This window comes from Aminobacter sp. BA135, assembly GCF_050859125.1.
GTDB classification, from domain to species: Bacteria; Pseudomonadota; Alphaproteobacteria; order Rhizobiales; family Rhizobiaceae; genus Aminobacter; species Aminobacter ciceronei.
The window spans coordinates 4,538,209-4,555,010 of sequence record NZ_CP139572.1 but is presented as its reverse complement, the minus strand read 5'-3'; the positions used below and the strand labels follow the sequence as shown (position 1 = coordinate 4,555,010).

Genomic DNA, 16,802 nt, shown 5'->3' with positions numbered 1-16,802 from the left:
TGCGCTTTGCGCCCTGTGGATGGCGGTCCTCGGCGTCAATCGCTGCGGAAGGCGCGGCTGGCCTGGTCGGTCAAAGGCTTGAACAGATAGGACAGCACAGTGCGGTCGGTGGTCTTGAGGAACACTTCCGCCGGCATGCCTGGCTTGAGCTCCGGTGAGCCCGCTTGTTCCAGGCTCTTGGCCGACAGGGCGATACGCACGGCATAATAGGACAGCCCGGCCTTCTGGTCCTCGATCATGTCGGGTGACACCCGGTCGACGGTGCCGTCCACTTCAGGCGTGGTCTGCTGGTTGAAGGCCGAAAGCCTCAGCGTCGCCGGCTGGCCGATGCGCACCTGGTCGATATCCTGCGGCGCAACGCGCGCCTCGACCACCAGCGCATCCGCCGTCGGCACGATCTGCATGATCGCTTCGCCCGGCGTGACCACGCCGCCGACGGTATGGATCGCCAGCTGGTGGACCCGGCCGGCCTGCGGCGCGCGGATGTCGATCTGCTTCAGCGACTGCTCGGCGGCGACCTGCCGTTCCCTGAGTTCGCCGGCCTTGGCGTCGATCTCGCGCAGCTCGCCGGCCACCTGGCTGCGCATGTCCTGGTCGATCTGGATGATGGCGAGCTCGGTCTCGCTGATCCGTCCGCGCGTCTGCGCCGCCGCCGCCGTCAACTGGCCGTCTTCGCCGTCGAGCTGCGCCTGCGCCCGCTGGCGGTCCGCCAGCCGCGAGATCGGCACCAGCTTCTTCTTCCACAGCTCTTCCATGCCCGCGAGCTCGACCTTGATCAGGGCGATCTCCTGCTTCTTGCTTTTCTGCTGGGCCTCGACGCCGGAAATCTCCTCGCGGAACTGGGCAATGCGTTCGCGCAATTGCGACACCTGCCCGTCGCGGGCCTGCCGCCTCAGCGCAAAAAGCTTGTTCTCGCCTTCGATCAGTTGCGCGATCGCCGGATCGGACGCCCGCCCCGCAAGTTCGGCCGGGTAGGTGACCGCCTCGGTGCCGTCGCGCTCGGCGATCAGCCGGGCGCGTCGCGCCATCAGCTCGTCCAGGCCGTTGTCGACGATGGCGAGATTGGCCTTGGCGACGGTGTCGTCGAGCCGCACCAGCACCTCGCCGGCCGAAACCATGCTGCCATTGTGCACGTTGAGCGCGCCGACGACGCCGCCCTGCGGATGCTGGACCGCCTTGACGTTGGAATCGACGACAAGGTGACCCGCCGCCACCACCGCGCCCGACAGGCTGCTTGTTGCCGCCCACAGGCCGAGGCCGCCGACAAGCGCAAGCGCGGCAAAGCCGCCCAGCCTGACATTGCGCCTGATGTCCTTGCGCAGCCGCTGCTGTTGCGGGGTGACGCCGGCAACCGGCATCGCGCCCTTGTCGAGCAGGGCAAGCACTTGCGTCTTTGCCGAGGTCGCAAGATCTCTCGCTGCCTTCAGCCGGTCTGCCGAAAAATGGTTGGTCACCAGTGTCATGGTCAGCCCGCCGTTCCCACCGCATGCAGCGGCACCGGCACCGGTTGCAGTGCCTGCCTTGCAATCTCGTTCTTCAGGCCGAAGGCCTGCTGCTTGCCGCCGCCAAGGACCAGCAAATGGTCGAGCGCTGCCAGCGCGCTCGGACGGTGCGCCACCACGATGACGATGCCGCCGCGCGCCTTGATGCGCTCGATGGCCTGCGTCAGCGCCTGGTCGCCCGATGCGTCGAGATTGGAATTGGGTTCGTCGAGCACGACCAGGAACGGATCGCGGTAGAGCGCGCGCGCCAGCGCCACGCGCTGGCGCTGGCCGGCGGACAGGGCAGCACCGCTCTCGCCGATCTCTGTCTGGTAACCCTCGGGCAGGCGCAGGATCATGTCGTGCACACCCGCAGCCTTCGCCGCCGCGATGATCGTCTCGGCTGCTGCCCCGTCTTCGAAACGCGAGATGTTCTGGCCGACGGTTCCGGCAAACAGTTCGACATCCTGCGGCAGGTAGCCGACATGGCGGCCGAGCGCCTGCGCCGGCCACTGCTCCAGCGCCGCACCATCGAGCCGCACCTTGCCACGCATCAGCGGCCACACGCCGACCAGCGCGCGCGCCAGCGAGGATTTTCCGGAGCCGCTGGGGCCGATGACGCCCATGCCGGCTCCCGCCCGAAGCGAGAATTCGACGTCCTGCAGCACAAATCGCCGATCGCCGGGTGCGACCACGCTGATGCCCTCGACAGTGAGTTCGTCTGTCGGCGCCGGCAGCTCCATGCCGCCTTCCGACGCCGGCATTGCTGCGAACAAAGCGTCGAGCCGGTGCCAGCTCTGGCGTGCGTTGAGAAAGCCTTTCCAATGCGCGATGGCGAGTTCGATCGGCGCCAATGCGCGCGACGTCAGGATCGAGCTGGCAATGATGATGCCGGGCGTCGCCTGCTGGTAGATGACAAGATAGGCGCCGAGCGCCAGCACCATCGACTGCAGCATCATGCGCAGGATGCGCGACATGGCACCAAAGCCGCTGGTCAGGTCGCTGGCGCGTTCCTGCGCCTCGCGGAAGTCGCCATTCGCCTTAGCCCAGCGCTGCGCCAGCCGGTCGCCCATGCCCATCGCGGCCAGCACCTCGGCATTGCGGGCGCCGGCCTGGGCGATCGCGCTGCGCTTCGTGCTGAAACCCGACATCGCCTTGGTCGGCCCGCGCACAAGGCGGTCGGTCAGGACGGTGAGCGCGACAAGCAGCACAGCGCCGGCGAGTGCCGCGACGCCGATCCAGGGATGGAAAAGAAAACAAATGCCGACATAGATCGGGATCCACGGCAGGTCGAACAAGGCTGCTGGTCCCGCGCCGGAGAGAAAACCGCTGACCTGATCGAGGTCGCGCATGGCCTGCAGGCCTTCGCCGCGGTCGCGCGTGCGCAGCGGCAGCCTGACGATGCAGTTGAACACGCGGCCGCTGATGATTTCGTCGATGCCGGCGCCGATCCGCGTCAGCACCCGTGCCCTGACGGCTTCGAGCACGCCCTGGAAGGCATAGAGCACGGCCACCAGGATGATCAGCGCCACCAGCGTCGGCACGCTGCGGCTCGGCAGCACCCGGTCATAGACCTGCAGCATGAACAGCGAGCCCGACAGCATCAGGATGTTGATCAGGCCGCTGAAGCCGGCAACGGCAGTGAAAGCGCCCCGGAACGAGCCCAGCGCATCGCGCAGCTCGGAACGGTTGGTACGGCCTGGATCAGTCGCAAGCGGATAAGTCAGGACGTTTCCCCCAATGGCAGCCGTGTGACTGCGTTGTGGCGGGCCTCGCCAAAACGAGACCCGCCTCTTGGATCGCAACCAGGATCAGGCGACGAGGTCGCCGTTGTGGTGGCCGGAATGGGCGGCCATCTGCGCCAGGATCTTGGCGACCGCCGCCTGGGCAGCGTCGCCCGCATCGGCAACGGTGTGGCCATCTGCCGGAAGTTGCGCCTGCAGGGCCGCGATCACATGGTCGACCGCCTGCTGGACGTGGCCGCCGTCGACGATGTCGTTGACATGGTCGGCATTGACATGGGCTGCCACCTTCGAGCTGAAGTTGAAGTGGTCGCCATCGAGCGCCACCGTCTTCTTGGCGGTGCCGCCGGCGCCGGCCACTTCATGTGCGCCACGGGTACCCTGATCCTGGCCGAAATGGTCCATCTTCTTGAAGAAGTCGGCGAGCCAGTTGTTTGCGGGGTTTGCGCCCGCATCGCCGCCGGTCGTGCCGCCGCCGGCGCTACCGGTATCGGTGCTGTCGGCAACGTCGACCACCTTGGTCGGCGTCGTCGGTGCTGTTGAGCCGGCATCGTCGGCCGAAGCGGTGGCTGCCAGCGTGCCCGACTTCATCACCGGGTCGATCAGGTCCTTCTTGACGTTCTTGGTGCCGATCGTGACCGTCTGCGTCGAGGTCGCGATGTTGGCGCCAGAGAAGGTCACCGTATAGGTGCCGGGCTTCAGCACCAGGTCGTAGCCGCCTGCCGCCGAGGTCGTGGTCTTGAAGGTCTGGCCGGCGGCGTTCTTGGCCGTCACGGTGATCGCGCCAAGCCCTTCGCCGGGATCGTAGAAGCGGTCGCCGTCCTTGTCGTCGAAGGTCACGCCGGTCAGGAACAGGTCGGAACCGGTCTTGCCGAAATCTTCGGTCACGAAGGCGGATGAACGGCCCTTGTAGTCACCGACCTCGAAGCCGAGGCCGACCTCGCGGAAGTTCGGGTTGAGAATGTTCGCCCGATGTCCGGAGGAATTCATCAGGTTGGTGTGAAGCAGCTTCACTTCGTCGACATAGCCGGTCGGTGCGCGGGTCGTGGCCCAGGCGATGTTCTCGCCCGTCGCCCAGGAGCCGCTGAGCGTGTAGCCGGCCGCCTTCATGCGTGTCGTCGGCGACGAGCCGCCGGAGCCTGTGTGTGAAAAGACATCTGCCGAGAGCATCCACTTGTCGTGGTTTTCGGCGGCTTCGCTTAGGTCGTTGTCGAATGCCAGAGGCTGGGCGCCGACTTTGGCGCGCTCCGCGTTGATGAGCTCGAGCAAATACTGCTCGTTGGCGCTGTGCTGAGGCATAGGGTCTCCCCGGTTTGGTTCTTGATTGCTGATGAACCCCCAAATGTCCCGTCCGTCCCACGTCCGGCCTAGGCAGGAAGTGTGTTGATGATGCGGCGCTGAAATGAATAAATTAGGATATACGCATATATATTCGCGCGAGACGACACGGCGCGGATGCGCCGTCTATCGACGGTTGAAAATCCTGTGTCGTGATCAGCCGCGGGCGGCAGCGATCGCCTTGGGCAGTTCTTCGGCGAAGATGTCGAGCTCATGGTCGAGACCGACGCTGACGCGGATGCAGCGGTCAAGCACCGGCGCCATCGGCTTGCGGATGAAGACGTCGCGGGCAAGCATGTTGCGCATCACCGCAAGCGCGAAGGCGGCATCGCCGCCGCAGTCGATGGTGACGAAGTTTGTCGCCGAGGGCAGGGGCTTCAGCCCGTTGTCGCCGGCGATTCCAGCGATCCGCTTGCGTCCGGCGTCGACCTTGGCGACGACTTCGGCGAGATAGGCCTGGTCGGCGAGCGCTTCCTCGCCCGCGATCTGCGCCATGCGGCTGACGCCATAGTGGTTGCGCACCTTTTCAAAGTTCGCGATCACCTCGGCATCGCCAAAGGCATAACCGCAGCGGATGCCGGCAAGCCCATAGGCTTTGGAGAAGGTGCGCATGCGCACGACATTGAGGCGCGCAATGTCGACCGGCGGCAGCGCCGAGGCTGGCGCCGTCTCGCCATAGGCTTCGTCGAGCACCAGCATCGTCGTCTCGGGCAAGGCCTCGGCAAAGCGAAGAATCTCCTCCGCTTCCCACCAACTGCCCATCGGATTGTCCGGGTTGGACAGATAGACGACAGGCGCATTCTCGCGCTTCACCGCGTCGAGCAGGCCCTGGAGATCTTCCTTGTCGTTGCGGAACGGCACCGGCACCAGGCGCGCGCCGACGCTGGCGACGTGGAAATTGAAGGTCGGATAGGCGCCGAGCGAGGTCACCACTGGTGTGCCCTCGCGGGCATACATGCGCACGACGAGGTTCAAAAGGCCGTCAATGCCTTCGCCGACGACGACGTTCTCGATGCCGATGCCGAGATGACGCGCCAGCGCGACTTTCAGGTCGTAATTGTCTGGGTCGCAATATTTCCACATCTCGGCTGCCGCCTCGGCCATCCGCGCGATCACGCGCGGCGAAGGACCAAAGCCGCTCTCATTGGCGCCGATACGGGCCCGAAACGGCGCGCCGCGGTCGCGCTCCTGCGCCTCAGGCCCGACAAACGGCACGGTAACGGGCAGGGCGTCGATGACGGGGGTGAGGGCAGGGCGGTTGGTCATGGCAGCATACTCGATGGCGTCATCCGGCCCTGGCCGGGCGCGGCAATCTCTGGATGTTTTGCCTATACGACAAAAGCAGCCGGGCAGGGATATGCTTTGTGAGCCTATTTGCGCGCCAACCGACCGGTTTCACGCCACCGCGACGTGGCGATCCGGCAAAGCCCGAGCGGGCGTGACGGCGTGACGACGAGCAAGTCCGCGAGCCATTGCAACGTGTTGCTGCCGGCGCGCGTGCAGATGCGGCCCGAATCCGGGCGCATCATGCGAATCATTTGCCGGAATCAGTGCCGTTCCAGCACCACCACGCAGCGATCGAGATCGTTGGTGGCGAGATGCGCGTAGCGCATCGTCATCGACAGCGTCTGGTGACCGAGCCACATCTGGACACGGCGGATGTCGATGCCACCCTGGACCAGGCGCGAGGCACAGGTGTGGCGCAGGATGTGCGGCACCACCTGGTCGTCGGCGCCAAGGCCGACTTCCGCCTTGGCCTCGTTCCAGATCGCGCGGAACTGCGGCTGCGTCAGCATGGCGAACGGTCCTTTCGGACGCGGCCCGCGCTCGGCCGGCCATTTGGCCGTTTCTCTGGCCCGTGCGGTCAGGGGAATCGTCCGGCTGCGCCCGGATTTGGTGATCCAGAAGCTGACGCGGGTGTCCTGGATGTCGTTCCAGATCAGCCCGATCGCCTCGCCGAGGCGGCAGCCGGTATCGACAAGGAAAACGGACAGCCGGTAGGCGTCTTCGCTCTTGGCCTTGATGGCAGCAAACAGCCTGTCCTCTTCCTCGAGCTCGAGAAAGCGGATTCGTCCCGCCCGCTCTTTCTGGCGGCGGAACTCGGGCAGGCTGTGGACATCTCCCATCTTGTAGGCCTTGCGCAGTAGTTTGCTCAAAGCGGCCATCTTTCGGTTGATGGTCGCGTTGCTGTTACCGCGTTGGCGCAGGGAGCCTATCAGGCCGTCGAGCGTCTCCTGGGAAAATGCGCTGAAACGCTCTCCCAACAGAATCTCGTCGATCTCACCAATGAAGGAGCTGACATTGTATTTGTGCTTACCGTCGTCCCACAAGATATCTTTGTAAGACAGAAAAAGGTCTATAACCCTGAATGACTTTACTTCTTTAACGCTGTTGAAATTATACGTTACCTTGCAATTCGTCATAAGGGCGGCAGAGTGGTGGCCGCTCAAAGTATCGTCCTTTGAAGTTGCTTTTTTCATTAGGTGTCGGCAACCCAAGAAGGAATATTAGCGAATGCTACATTGCAAAAGGGTATCCGACAATGTGACGGTTTTCCGTAAGCATGAACAGGAAGCGAAATAAGTTCCCGATCCGGCTTGCACCTGACAGCGCCTTTTAGCTCCTCTTTGGTTTGACACCCCAGCGCTAGCCGCTGGTAGAAAAACGGCCCGGGCCTCCTAGGAAACCCGGGCCGCCTTATGCCTTACGACGTCAGCCTATTAGAAGGAGGCGTCGAGACGGAGGAAGCCGTTGAACGAGCCGTCCGTGAAGCTGTCGCCGTCGTCGTAGTTGACAGCCAGCTTGGCGTTGAGGTTCTCAACGATCGTGTAGTCGACGACCGCGCCGATCGACCAGTCGTCGTTGCCGACGTCAACGGTCGCGAGGCCGGTGCCATCCGGGTTGAACACGCCGAAGTGGCTGTCAGCGAAGTACTGACCACCGAAGCCGACTGCCAGCTTCTCGTTGACCTGGTACTTCAGGTAGCCGCCGACCGACCATTCGTAGCCAGCGTAGAAGTCCGACAGGCCGAACCAGGTAGCGCCCGACTCGTAGGCTGCGAGCAGCTCGAGGGTCAGAGCGTCGGTTGCCTTGATCTTGGCGATACCCTTCAGAGCGAACTCCGAGAAGCGGTCGTCATAAGCGGCGAACAGGTCGACAGAACCCCAGCCCTGAGCGACCGAGACCTTACCGGTGACGAGCGGCACGTAGTCGAAGTTGTTGTCTTCTTCTTCGAGGCCGACCGACACTGCGATGCCGTTGCCGGCGTCGAAGGTGTAACGAATCTGCTGGACGAAGTCGCCGCCGCCGGCATCGAACTCACCCGACAGATCGCCGTCGAACAGCGTATCGTTGCGGCCGATCATCAGGCCACCGAGTTCGAAGTAGGCATAACGAACCGAGAAGGTGCTGGAATCAGCTGCCCATTCGTCTTCTTCCGGATCGTAGTTGCCGCCGTTGTTCGAGCCCTGGAACTCGATGTAGCGCTTGAACGTGCCGTATTCGGTTTCCGAACGGGCATCGAACTTCAGGCGGAAGAGGGCGGTCTTGCGCCAACCTTCATCTTCGTCAGCCCAGTCGATCTGGTAACGAACGAGGCCGCCGATCTTGAGGCAGGTCTCGGTGCCGGGGATGTAGTAGAAGCCCGCGCCGTAAACGTCGCAGATGCGGACGTATTCCATGGGCTCCGGCTCAGCGACGACGACAGCGTCGGCCGCACGAGCGCCGGAGACTGCGAGCAGAGCCGCAGCGGAGCCGAGAAGAAGGCTCTTAATGTTCATTTTCTGACCTCCAGTCAGAATCGCGGCTGGAGATCGAGGAATTCAGGCGGAAAGCCATGAAAATCCGGCTTCACCGCGCGCAATGGCGCCGCAAGCGATTGAAATGTCTAGGCATTCTGAGATCTGAAAGGGAAGGTAGCCTGAGGCTGGCGGAGAGGATGGGATTCGAACCCACGAGAAGCTTTTGACCTCTACTCCCTTAGCAGGGGAGCGCCTTCGACCACTCGGCCACCTCTCCGTTGCGCCGCTGGATAAAGAAAAGGCGCGGCACAATCAATAAGCCATTCTACATATCGGCATGAAAAAGCACTGCCTGGCGAATTCAACGCTCGAATCGTCCATCCGGCCGGGCATCGATGGAATCGGATCACCGGCGATTCTGCGGAACGAGACCTCGATTCCGACCAAAGAGACCTCGATCAGGGTCCGCGCCAGGCGCAAAAGCTGCGCTCGAATGGCGCCATTTCTTAATGACTTCTTTATGGGGGGTATCAAATCGTGTCATTTGTGCAACATGGCTCGGCGATCCAACGTTGCGGGAGGCTTGCGAGCCGTCTTGGCTGTTGAACCGCGACGGCTCATGGGTAATGTCGGGGTCGAAGAGGGAGCGCGGTGCGCATCTTTTTCAAACGGGGATGGGGCAGGGAACGCTGTCCTTCAGCAAAAAATACCCAGACCCTCTTTTGAAACTTTTGACTGGAGGTCAGAAAATGAACATTAAGAGCCTTCTTCTCGGCTCCGCTGCGGCTCTGCTCGCAGTCTCCGGCGCTCGTGCGGCCGACGCTGTCGTCGTCGCTGAGCCGGAGCCCATGGAATACGTCCGCATCTGCGACGTTTACGGCGCGGGCTTCTACTACATCCCCGGCACCGAGACCTGCCTCAAGATCGGCGGCCTCGTTCGTTACCAGATCGACTTCGAAGAAGACGACAACGGCTGGAAGAAGACCGCTCTCTTCCGTCTGAAGTTCGACGCTCGCTCGGAGACCGAATACGGCACGTTCAAGCGCTACATCGAGTTCCAGGGCGCAAACAACGGCGGCGAAACCGTCTACAATAGCGTTGGTCAGCAGATTGGTTTCCTTGGAGACTCGAGCACTTTTGGCGTCCGTTACGCCTACTTCGAGCTCGGCGGCCTGATGATCGGTCGTAACGACACGCTGTTCGACGGCGACCTGTCGGGTGAGTTCGACAGCGGCGGTGGCGACTTCATCCAGTCGATCCGTTACACCTTCGACGCCGGCAACGGCATCGCAGTGTCGGTCGGCCTCGAAGAAGAAGACCGCAACTTCGACTACGTGCCGATTGTCACCGGTAAGGTCTCGATCGCTCAGGGCTGGGGTTCGGTTGACCTGTTCGCTGCCTACGACGACCGCTTCTCGGAGTTCGCCCTCAAGGGTATCGCCAAGATCAAGGCAACCGACGCTCTGACCCTCGAGCTGCTCGCAGCTTATGAGTCGGGTGCAACGTGGATGAGCCTTGGCTTCGATGCCGGCGACTATCTGGGCTACGATTACTCGATCGGCGGTTACCTGAAGTACACCGTCAACGACAGGCTGACTGTCGGCGCTGGCGGTCAGTTCTTCGCTGACGCACATGCAGGCGACTTCCTCAACAACACCACCCTCGAGTCGGACCTCGACACGTGGACGGTTGGCGCAGTTGTCGACTACAAGATCGTCGAGAACCTGAACGCCAAGCTGGCAGTCAACTACGTCGACACCGAAGTCGGTGGCGATGACGAATACTTCAAGGGCTTCTTGCGCCTTGACGCTTCGTTCTAATCAGCTCACCAGCTGAATTAGGGAAAACCCGGCGGGCAACCGCCGGGTTTTTTCGTTTGGTTTGCGGTCTTCGGGTGACGTGACGCATCGCAGCGCGCAGGGCGAAGCGCTGGCCGTCAGCCAACCCTGCCTGATTATTCGCTCTCTATAGTAATTAGCGAAGCCGGCCGATCTTCGTCGGCCCGCCGCCGGTCAGGCCTTTGCAGGAGCAGCCTTTGTCTCTGCTTGTCGCAGAAAGGCAGCGATTGTCGCCGGCAGGTTTCCGGTCTCCAGCAACGGCGCGTGGCCCTGTCCGTCGACGGTGACCGCTTCAAGGCGCGGATGGCGTCGGCCCATTTCATCAATGGTTTCTGCCGACAGCAGCCGCGAGTTGGCGCCGCGGATCGTGAGCACCGGCACTGACGCAAGCGCCTCGAACTGCGGCCAGAGATCCGGCAGCGGCTGGCTGAGGTCCAGCGCCAGCACGGTGTTGAGCAAAGCGGGGTCGTAATCGGCGACGGGCACACCCGCCTCGTTGCGGTAGATGGCGTGGACGAAGCGGTGCCAGTCGGCATCAGACAGCGCCGGAAACGCCTCGCTATGGACCGCCTTCTGAATCTGGACGGCCTCGGTGAAATCAACGGGGCGAGGGGCGTTTTCCAGATAGGACCTGATATGGGCAAGGCCTGTCGTCTCGATCACCGGGCCGATGTCGTTGAGCACGACCGCCTTGATCAGGGCAGGGCGCATCATCGCCAGCACATGGATGATCAGCCCGCCGCGCGACGTCCCGACGAAGGCCGCCTCGCCGATGCCGAGGGCGTCGAGGCCGGCGATGACGTCGGTCGCTTCCATGCCGACATTATAGTTCTGCCAGTTCGGGTCATAGGCCGACCGGCCCCGGCCGCGATAGTCGAAGCATATGATTCGGCGAGGGTTTTCGACGTCGTTGGCAAGATGCAGTGCCAGCTCGTGAAAGTCCCTGGCGTTGCGGGTCAGGCCAGGCAGGCAGACGACCGGGCAGTTGCCGCGGCGAGCGGTATCTTCGTGACCAGCCGCGGCGCCATAGAGTCGTGCGTGCAGCCTGAGCCCGTCCTGCGAGGTGTAGAAGAAGTCCGCAAAGCCTTGCGCATCGGTCATCAGGCTGCCTCTCCGCTCCCGACACGACCTCGTGTCGGCCGGACCTAGCTAACGAAGCCATGGGGCGCGGTCAAACCCGCCGCCGATCTGCGGGGGTGACGCCGCGTGGCTGGATGCACCGAGACCTGCCTGGGCAAGCCTAGCGGCCGTTCACCAGGTCGCCGTTGATGTCGTAGCTGCCCGACAGCCGCATCTTGTAGACCTGATAGTTCTCCATCACGCGCTGGACGTAGCTGCGCGTCTCCGCATAGGGGATGCGCTCGATCCAGTCGACGACGGTGTCGACATCCTTGCCGCGCGGATCGCCATATCTTGATATCCACTGGTCGGCGCGGCGCGGGCCGGCATTGTAGCCGGCGAAGGTCAGCACGTAGGAGCCGTTGAAGCGGCCGAGCTGCTCGCCGAGGAAGCTCGCGCCCAGTGTGGCGTTGTAGCCGGCATCCGACGTCAGGCGCTCCTGCGAATACGCCATGCCGGCTTTCTTCGCCAGATCCCTCGCCGTACCCGGCATCAGCTGCAGCAGGCCGCGCGCCCCGGCGCTCGAGACGGCCGAGACCTTGAACTCGCTTTCCTGGCGCGCGATCGCATAGGCGAGCGCCTTGCCGGAGCCTGAAATGTTGGCCGAGCCTGGGATCACCCCGATCGGGTGCGACAGGGCGCCGACGTCGAGCCCGCGCTGGGCGGCGATCTTGCCGACGCGCAGCGCCAGATAGTGGTTGTCCTGCTTCTCGGCCATGACGGCGAGAAGCGCGAGTTCGCCCGGGCTGTTCAACTGCGAGGCGAGGTCGCGATAAAGCATCTCGGCGTAAGCGGCATAACCCGCGCCCTCGAGCCGGGTGATCGCGCTGACCGCCTCGCGCTGCGCAAAGGCCTGGCGGTCGGCTGAGGTCGGTGCGGGATAGACGACATTGAGCGCCTTGCGGCCGATGCGTTCGGCGGCAAGCTGGCCGTAGAAGCTGGTGCCATAGGTTGCGGCGCGGGCGAAATAGTCCTTGGCATTGCCGGGACCGCCGGCTTCGGCGCTGCGGCCGAGCCAATAATAGGCGCGCGACAGCGAGATCGGGCTGCCGGCGATCTTGGCGATGCGCTCGAAATGGCCTGATGCCAGCTTGGCGTCGTTGAGGCCGCGCAGCGCATACCAGCCGGCGTGGAATTCGGCGTCGGCGGCATTCGTCGCGTTTTCGGCCGAGTGCGCGGCGGCAATCCGGTAGGCGGTCTTGACGTCGCCCTCGTCGAGCAGTTCGCGCGACAGCACGCGGCGTTCCACCCACCATGTGTCGGGGTCGATCAGGCTGGCGCGATCCCCAGGCGCCTTCAGCATGACGGCTGCGGCTTCGGTGAACTTCTCCTGCTTGCGCAAGAGGCGCGCCTTGGCAAAGACATAGCCGGCCGAACGCTGGCTTGCGGGCACCGCATCGAGCAGCGCTTGTGCCTTCCTGTCGCCCTTGATGACGGCAGCCCAGGCGTCGGCCAGCGGCTTTGCCCCGGCGAGCTCGGCGACACGCGCGGCGGAATTGACCCGGTCGGCATAGAGCATGCGCTCCATGCGGATGCGATGGTCGGCGGCGGGGATCAGGCTGCCGAAATCCTTGAGGATCGCCACCTCATATCTGGCATCCAGTTTTTCGGTGCGCCAAAAGGGCTGGAGTACGGCAAGTGCCGCCTTGGCATTGCCGAGCTCCTTCTGGGCGCGGGCGAGCAAAAGCGCACCTTCGATGGTTTGCGGTTCGCTGCCGGCAAAGGCCGAAACCACGATATTGGGCCCAGGCGTTTCGCGCGCCATGGCGCGCTCGCTGTTGCGGCGCAATGTGGCAAGGCCCGGCCAGCCCGGCAGGGCCTGGGCCGCCGCCGCGATATCGGCACTCGGCACCTGGTCGCCGCCATTGATGGCGATCGCCCACATCAATATGTGGCGGTCGAGCGCTGTCGCGGGCAGGGCGTCACGCACCGCGCGCGCCTGCGCCAGATCGCCGCTCGACAGCGCGTCGAGCCCGCTCTTGAGCTGGTCGATGGTGCCGAAGGCGGCACGTGCGGCGTCGCCCTTGCCGATGCTGGCGAAGGGGATGGCCGAGGTTGCCTGCGGGTCGAGCGCCGAACTGCCGGCGGGGACGGGCGCCAGGGCGATGAAGGCGCTCAACAGCGCGACATGATGCGGCCTGGCAGCCGGAATGATTCTGGTCATTCCTTATCCTTGCGGGTGACGATCGGGAGCAGGGCTTTCGAGCCTAGGTTCATGTCGTGAAGAGCGGGTTAACGAAAGGTTAGCGCGGTCGTTCGATTCGGTCGGATATAGGGTGCGGCCACACTTGCCGCAAATTGGTGTCGAGACTATGGTGCCCGGCCCTGCTTTCGGCTAGAAAGCCGGCGGCATTGAAAAGGCTGTGAAACCGTAGGATTCCCGGAGTTGGACGACATGCTGAGAGGCTCACTTACCGCGCTCGTGACCCCATTCGAAAAGAATGGCCGTCTCGACGAGAAAGCCTTTCGCGAACTCGTCGAATGGCAGATCGCCGAGGGCACCACGGGCCTGGTGCCTGTCGGCACCACGGGCGAGTCGCCGACGCTGACCCATGACGAGCACCGCCATGTCGTGAAGATGTGCGTCGAGGTTGCGCGCGGCCGCGTGCCGGTCATTGCCGGCGCCGGTTCAAACAACACCGAAGAGGCCGTCGGTCTGGTCAAGTATGCCGAGAGCGTCGGCGCGGACGCCGTGCTCGTGGTCACGCCCTATTACAACAAGCCGACGCAGCGCGGCCTTTATGCGCATTTCGCAGCCGTTGCCCAGGCAACGACGCTGCCCGTCATCATCTACAACATCCCGCCGCGCTCGATCATCGACATGTCGCCGGAGACGATGGGCCGGCTGGCCCATGACTTCAAGAACATCGCCGGCGTCAAGGACGCGACCGGCAAGGTCGAGCGTGTCTCCGAGCAGCGCATCACCTGCGGCACCGATTTCATCCAGCTGTCGGGCGAGGATGCCTCGGCGCTCGGCTTCAACGCCCATGGCGGCGTCGGCGCCATTTCGGTGACCTCGAATGTCGCGCCGCGTCTCTGCGCCGAGTTCCAGAACGCCAGCCTGTCGGGCGACAACGCCAAGGCGCTCGAGCTGCAGGACCGCCTGATGCCGCTGCACAAGGCGATCTTCATCGAGCCTGGCGCTTCGGGCGCGAAATATGCGCTGTCGCGTCTCGGCCGCATCGAGAACGTGCTGCGTTCGCCGCTGGTGACGATCGAGCAGTCGACGGCCGAGAAGATCGACGCGGCAATGAAATTTGCCGGCCTCATCAACTGAGTGCCCAAGGGTTGCGAAACAGCCGCTTCGCAGCCATGTAAGCGCTCTTCGAATTGTGCGTCCTTCGAGGCTCGCTGTTGAGCTCGTGCCTCGGGAGAAGGGCAGTCAGCACATGGCGTCCGGGATCTGATGCGCTGTTGGCGCAGGGTTGTGGGCGCGCAGTGCTTTCCCATCCTGAGATGCGTGCCCGGCGGCCGAGCATCGGTGGACGCACCAGAAAAGTAGCGACGTCATGAGCCAGGGCAAGAAATCCGACCCCAACAACAAGATCGCCGCGGAAAACCGCAAGGCGCGCTTCAACTATGAGGTTCTCGACACGCTCGAGACCGGCATCGTGCTGAGTGGCACCGAGGTCAAGGCGCTGCGCCTGGGCCAGGCCAATATCCAGGATTCCTACGCCTCGTTCGAGGGTGGGGAATTGTGGCTGATCAATTCCTACGTCCCGGAATATCTTCAGGCCAACCGCTTCAACCACGAGACACGCCGCCGCCGCAAGCTTCTGGTCAGCAAGCGCGAAATGGCCCGGCTCGCCCAGAACATCGAGCGCGAAGGCATGACGCTGATCCCGCTCAAGATCTATTTCAACGATCGCGGCATGGCCAAGATGCTGCTCGCCGTCAGCCGCGGCAAGAAGCTGCACGACAAGCGCGAAAGCGAAAAGCAGCGCGACTGGAACCGCGAAAAGGGGCGGCTGCTGAAGGAGCGCGGGTAGGCTTTTTCTGGGCGGTGCTGCCCTACGAAGCAAACCTTCTGTCTCCAGATCCTGCGCACCCCCCTCTGGCCTGCCGGCCATCTCCCCCACAAGGAGGGAGATTAATCTCGTCGCTGGCGGCGCTCATCCTGCGATGTCGCAAGGCGTAAGCATCTACGTTGGCGATTGGGCGAGGCGTCGATGCAGGCCGGATCTCCCTCCTTGTGGGGGAGATGGCCGGCAGGCCAGAGGGGGGTGCGAAGGATCACAGCCGTCCAAAGTCTGGCACCTGTCGACAAAGAGGACCACTCTAGATCCCCTCCGCGCCCCTGCCGGAAGTCCCAGACGCCCCAACGGGCGAGCGAAGGCCTTGCTCGTAAACGTGAGTTAACCAACGCCTCGTGTCGGCCCTCACCAGCCGTCGAAATACGGCATCTGCCGTATGCCAAAACCAGCGTCTTTCGGTCATTTCTCGACGCAGACCACGAGTGGCGCGGCGTGGTTCGGCACCGGGGGCGGTGCCTGAGCGCCTTGGGCCGGACCTCCGGTGAAAGGAACACATCGATGAAGACGATCATGATGGCAACGGCGGTGTCGCTGATGCTGACGCCCTTGGCATTCGCCGCGGTGCCGGTTGTGGCAAGCGCTGCCTCAAAGGCGGTTGCTGCCAGCCAAGGGGAAAAGGACGGCGTGGTTCTGGCTGCTGGCCCTGGCCGTACCGGGACCATATCCATTCCAGGCGGCAAGGGCTTCATGCCGGGCAAAGGCTTTGCCGGTTGAGGCTGTCGCTGAGGGGATCATCCAATCCTCGTGGGTGGCTGGCTCGTGCTTTGGCCACGCCGCGCCGCAGCTTGAGCCGGACGACGACCTGACCACAACCTTGCGGCTGGCGCCGTAGCCAGCCGTTCCATTTGCCAAGTGCCCCTTGCCTGGTTGTCGCCTCACAGCGCAACCGGGCATTTTCACTGGCGGCAAGCCGGGGCAAGGCAGGTTTTCCGTAAACCATCGGCTAACCAAGTCGCCGCAATCAAGGCCTGGCCGGCGTCGAAATACGGCATCTGCCGTATGCCAAAGTCCCGAGTTTGCTTCCATTTCTCCGTGCAGACCGCGTTTTTGGCGCAGGCGTGGTCCGGCACCAAGCGGGGGGCGGTGCCATCTGCGTCACGCGACGGCCGGATGGCCAATGAAGGAGGCAAACCAATGAAGACGATCATGATAGCGGCAATGGCAGGGATGATGCTGTCGCCGGCGGCATTCGCTGCAGCACCGATGGCGGCAAAGACAGTGTCCAAGCCTGCGGTGAGCGGCCAAGCGACACAGGGCGGGGCGATCCTGCTGATCAAGGGAAACAACAAGCCCACCAAGGGTGGTGCCCCAAGTAGCAAAGGCCCGGGAAAGAGTTCGTTTTTCGATCCTCGCTGAGATTTGGGCGGGTTCTGATCCTGATTGAGCATGATCCTTGCCGAAGGCCGCTTTCGATCGGCCGCAGGCGGAATTGCCGTTCGGGATGGTGCTCCGCGACCTCACGGCTGACGCGTCGCCGCGAAAAGCCAGCCGTTCCATTTGCCAGTGCCCC

13 protein-coding genes and 1 tRNA gene are annotated in these 16,802 nt (G+C 63.5%); 4 read left to right on the top strand and 10 right to left on the bottom strand.

Annotated elements, in window-relative coordinates:
- Nucleotides 1–35: 35 nt before the first annotated feature.
- The 7 genes from SLT36_RS22240 to SLT36_RS22210 form a co-directional block, all read right to left on the bottom strand.
- Nucleotides 36–1,463, bottom strand: coding sequence for an HlyD family type I secretion periplasmic adaptor subunit (locus tag SLT36_RS22240; RefSeq protein WP_432284471.1), 1,428 nt, complete (start codon nt 1,461–1,463; stop codon nt 36–38).
- A 2-nt stretch (nt 1,464–1,465) separates the two neighbouring features.
- Entirely contained in the window at nt 1,466–3,085 is a 1,620-nt protein-coding gene (locus SLT36_RS22235) for a type I secretion system permease/ATPase (protein WP_432284470.1), read from the bottom strand.
- Nucleotides 3,086–3,292: 207 nt separating this feature from the next.
- Nucleotides 3,293–4,522, bottom strand: coding sequence for a CAP domain-containing protein (locus tag SLT36_RS22230; RefSeq protein WP_432284469.1), 1,230 nt, complete (start codon nt 4,520–4,522; stop codon nt 3,293–3,295).
- Nucleotides 4,523–4,717: 195 nt separating this feature from the next.
- Nucleotides 4,718–5,827 carry a pyridoxal phosphate-dependent aminotransferase gene (locus SLT36_RS22225; protein ID WP_432284468.1) on the bottom strand — a complete coding sequence of 370 codons (1,110 nt, stop codon included), beginning with the start codon at nt 5,825–5,827 and terminating at the stop codon, nt 4,718–4,720.
- A gap of 281 nt (nt 5,828–6,108) precedes the next feature.
- Nucleotides 6,109–6,984, bottom strand: a complete 876-nt coding sequence (locus tag SLT36_RS22220) for a tyrosine-type recombinase/integrase (RefSeq protein WP_432288436.1) — start codon at nt 6,982–6,984, stop codon at nt 6,109–6,111.
- Between the two features lie 297 nt (nt 6,985–7,281).
- Entirely contained in the window at nt 7,282–8,340 is a 1,059-nt protein-coding gene (locus SLT36_RS22215; RefSeq protein ID WP_286296399.1) for a porin, read from the bottom strand.
- A 147-nt stretch (nt 8,341–8,487) separates the two neighbouring features.
- A tRNA-Ser gene (locus tag SLT36_RS22210) sits at nt 8,488–8,578 on the bottom strand.
- 472 nt (nt 8,579–9,050) lie between these two features.
- On the opposite strand from SLT36_RS22210, the gene SLT36_RS22205 reads away from it, so the two are divergent.
- The gene (locus SLT36_RS22205) at nt 9,051–10,121 is read left to right on the top strand and encodes a porin (RefSeq protein ID WP_286296401.1); all 1,071 of its coding nucleotides are present in this window, start codon (nt 9,051–9,053) and stop codon (nt 10,119–10,121) included.
- Nucleotides 10,122–10,313: 192 nt separating this feature from the next.
- Here the strand turns inward: SLT36_RS22205 and SLT36_RS22200 are convergent, their stop codons facing one another.
- Nucleotides 10,314–11,240: an alpha/beta fold hydrolase gene (locus SLT36_RS22200; RefSeq protein WP_432284467.1), complete on the bottom strand. Its 927-nt coding sequence runs from the start codon at nt 11,238–11,240 to the stop codon at nt 10,314–10,316.
- Between the two features lie 139 nt (nt 11,241–11,379).
- Nucleotides 11,380–13,422: a lytic transglycosylase domain-containing protein gene (locus SLT36_RS22195; protein ID WP_432284466.1), complete on the bottom strand. Its 2,043-nt coding sequence runs from the start codon at nt 13,420–13,422 to the stop codon at nt 11,380–11,382.
- 231 nt (nt 13,423–13,653) lie between these two features.
- Between SLT36_RS22195 and dapA the strand changes: the two genes are divergently transcribed.
- The 3 genes from dapA to SLT36_RS22180 all read left to right on the top strand — a co-directional run bounded on the left by dapA (nt 13,654) and on the right by SLT36_RS22180 (nt 16,006).
- Nucleotides 13,654–14,535 carry a 4-hydroxy-tetrahydrodipicolinate synthase gene (gene dapA / locus SLT36_RS22190; protein ID WP_432284465.1) on the top strand — a complete coding sequence of 294 codons (882 nt, stop codon included), beginning with the start codon at nt 13,654–13,656 and terminating at the stop codon, nt 14,533–14,535.
- 232 nt (nt 14,536–14,767) lie between these two features.
- Nucleotides 14,768–15,247, top strand: coding sequence for an SsrA-binding protein SmpB (smpB, locus tag SLT36_RS22185; RefSeq protein WP_432284464.1), 480 nt, complete (start codon nt 14,768–14,770; stop codon nt 15,245–15,247).
- 543 nt (nt 15,248–15,790) lie between these two features.
- A complete protein-coding gene (locus SLT36_RS22180; protein WP_432284463.1) occupies nt 15,791–16,006 on the top strand; it encodes a hypothetical protein in 216 nt (71 codons plus the stop codon).
- A gap of 182 nt (nt 16,007–16,188) precedes the next feature.
- Here SLT36_RS22180 and SLT36_RS22175 read toward each other — a convergent pair whose 3' ends face one another.
- Entirely contained in the window at nt 16,189–16,680 is a 492-nt protein-coding gene (locus SLT36_RS22175) for a hypothetical protein (RefSeq protein WP_432284462.1), read from the bottom strand.
- Nucleotides 16,681–16,802: the final 122 nt, after the last annotated feature.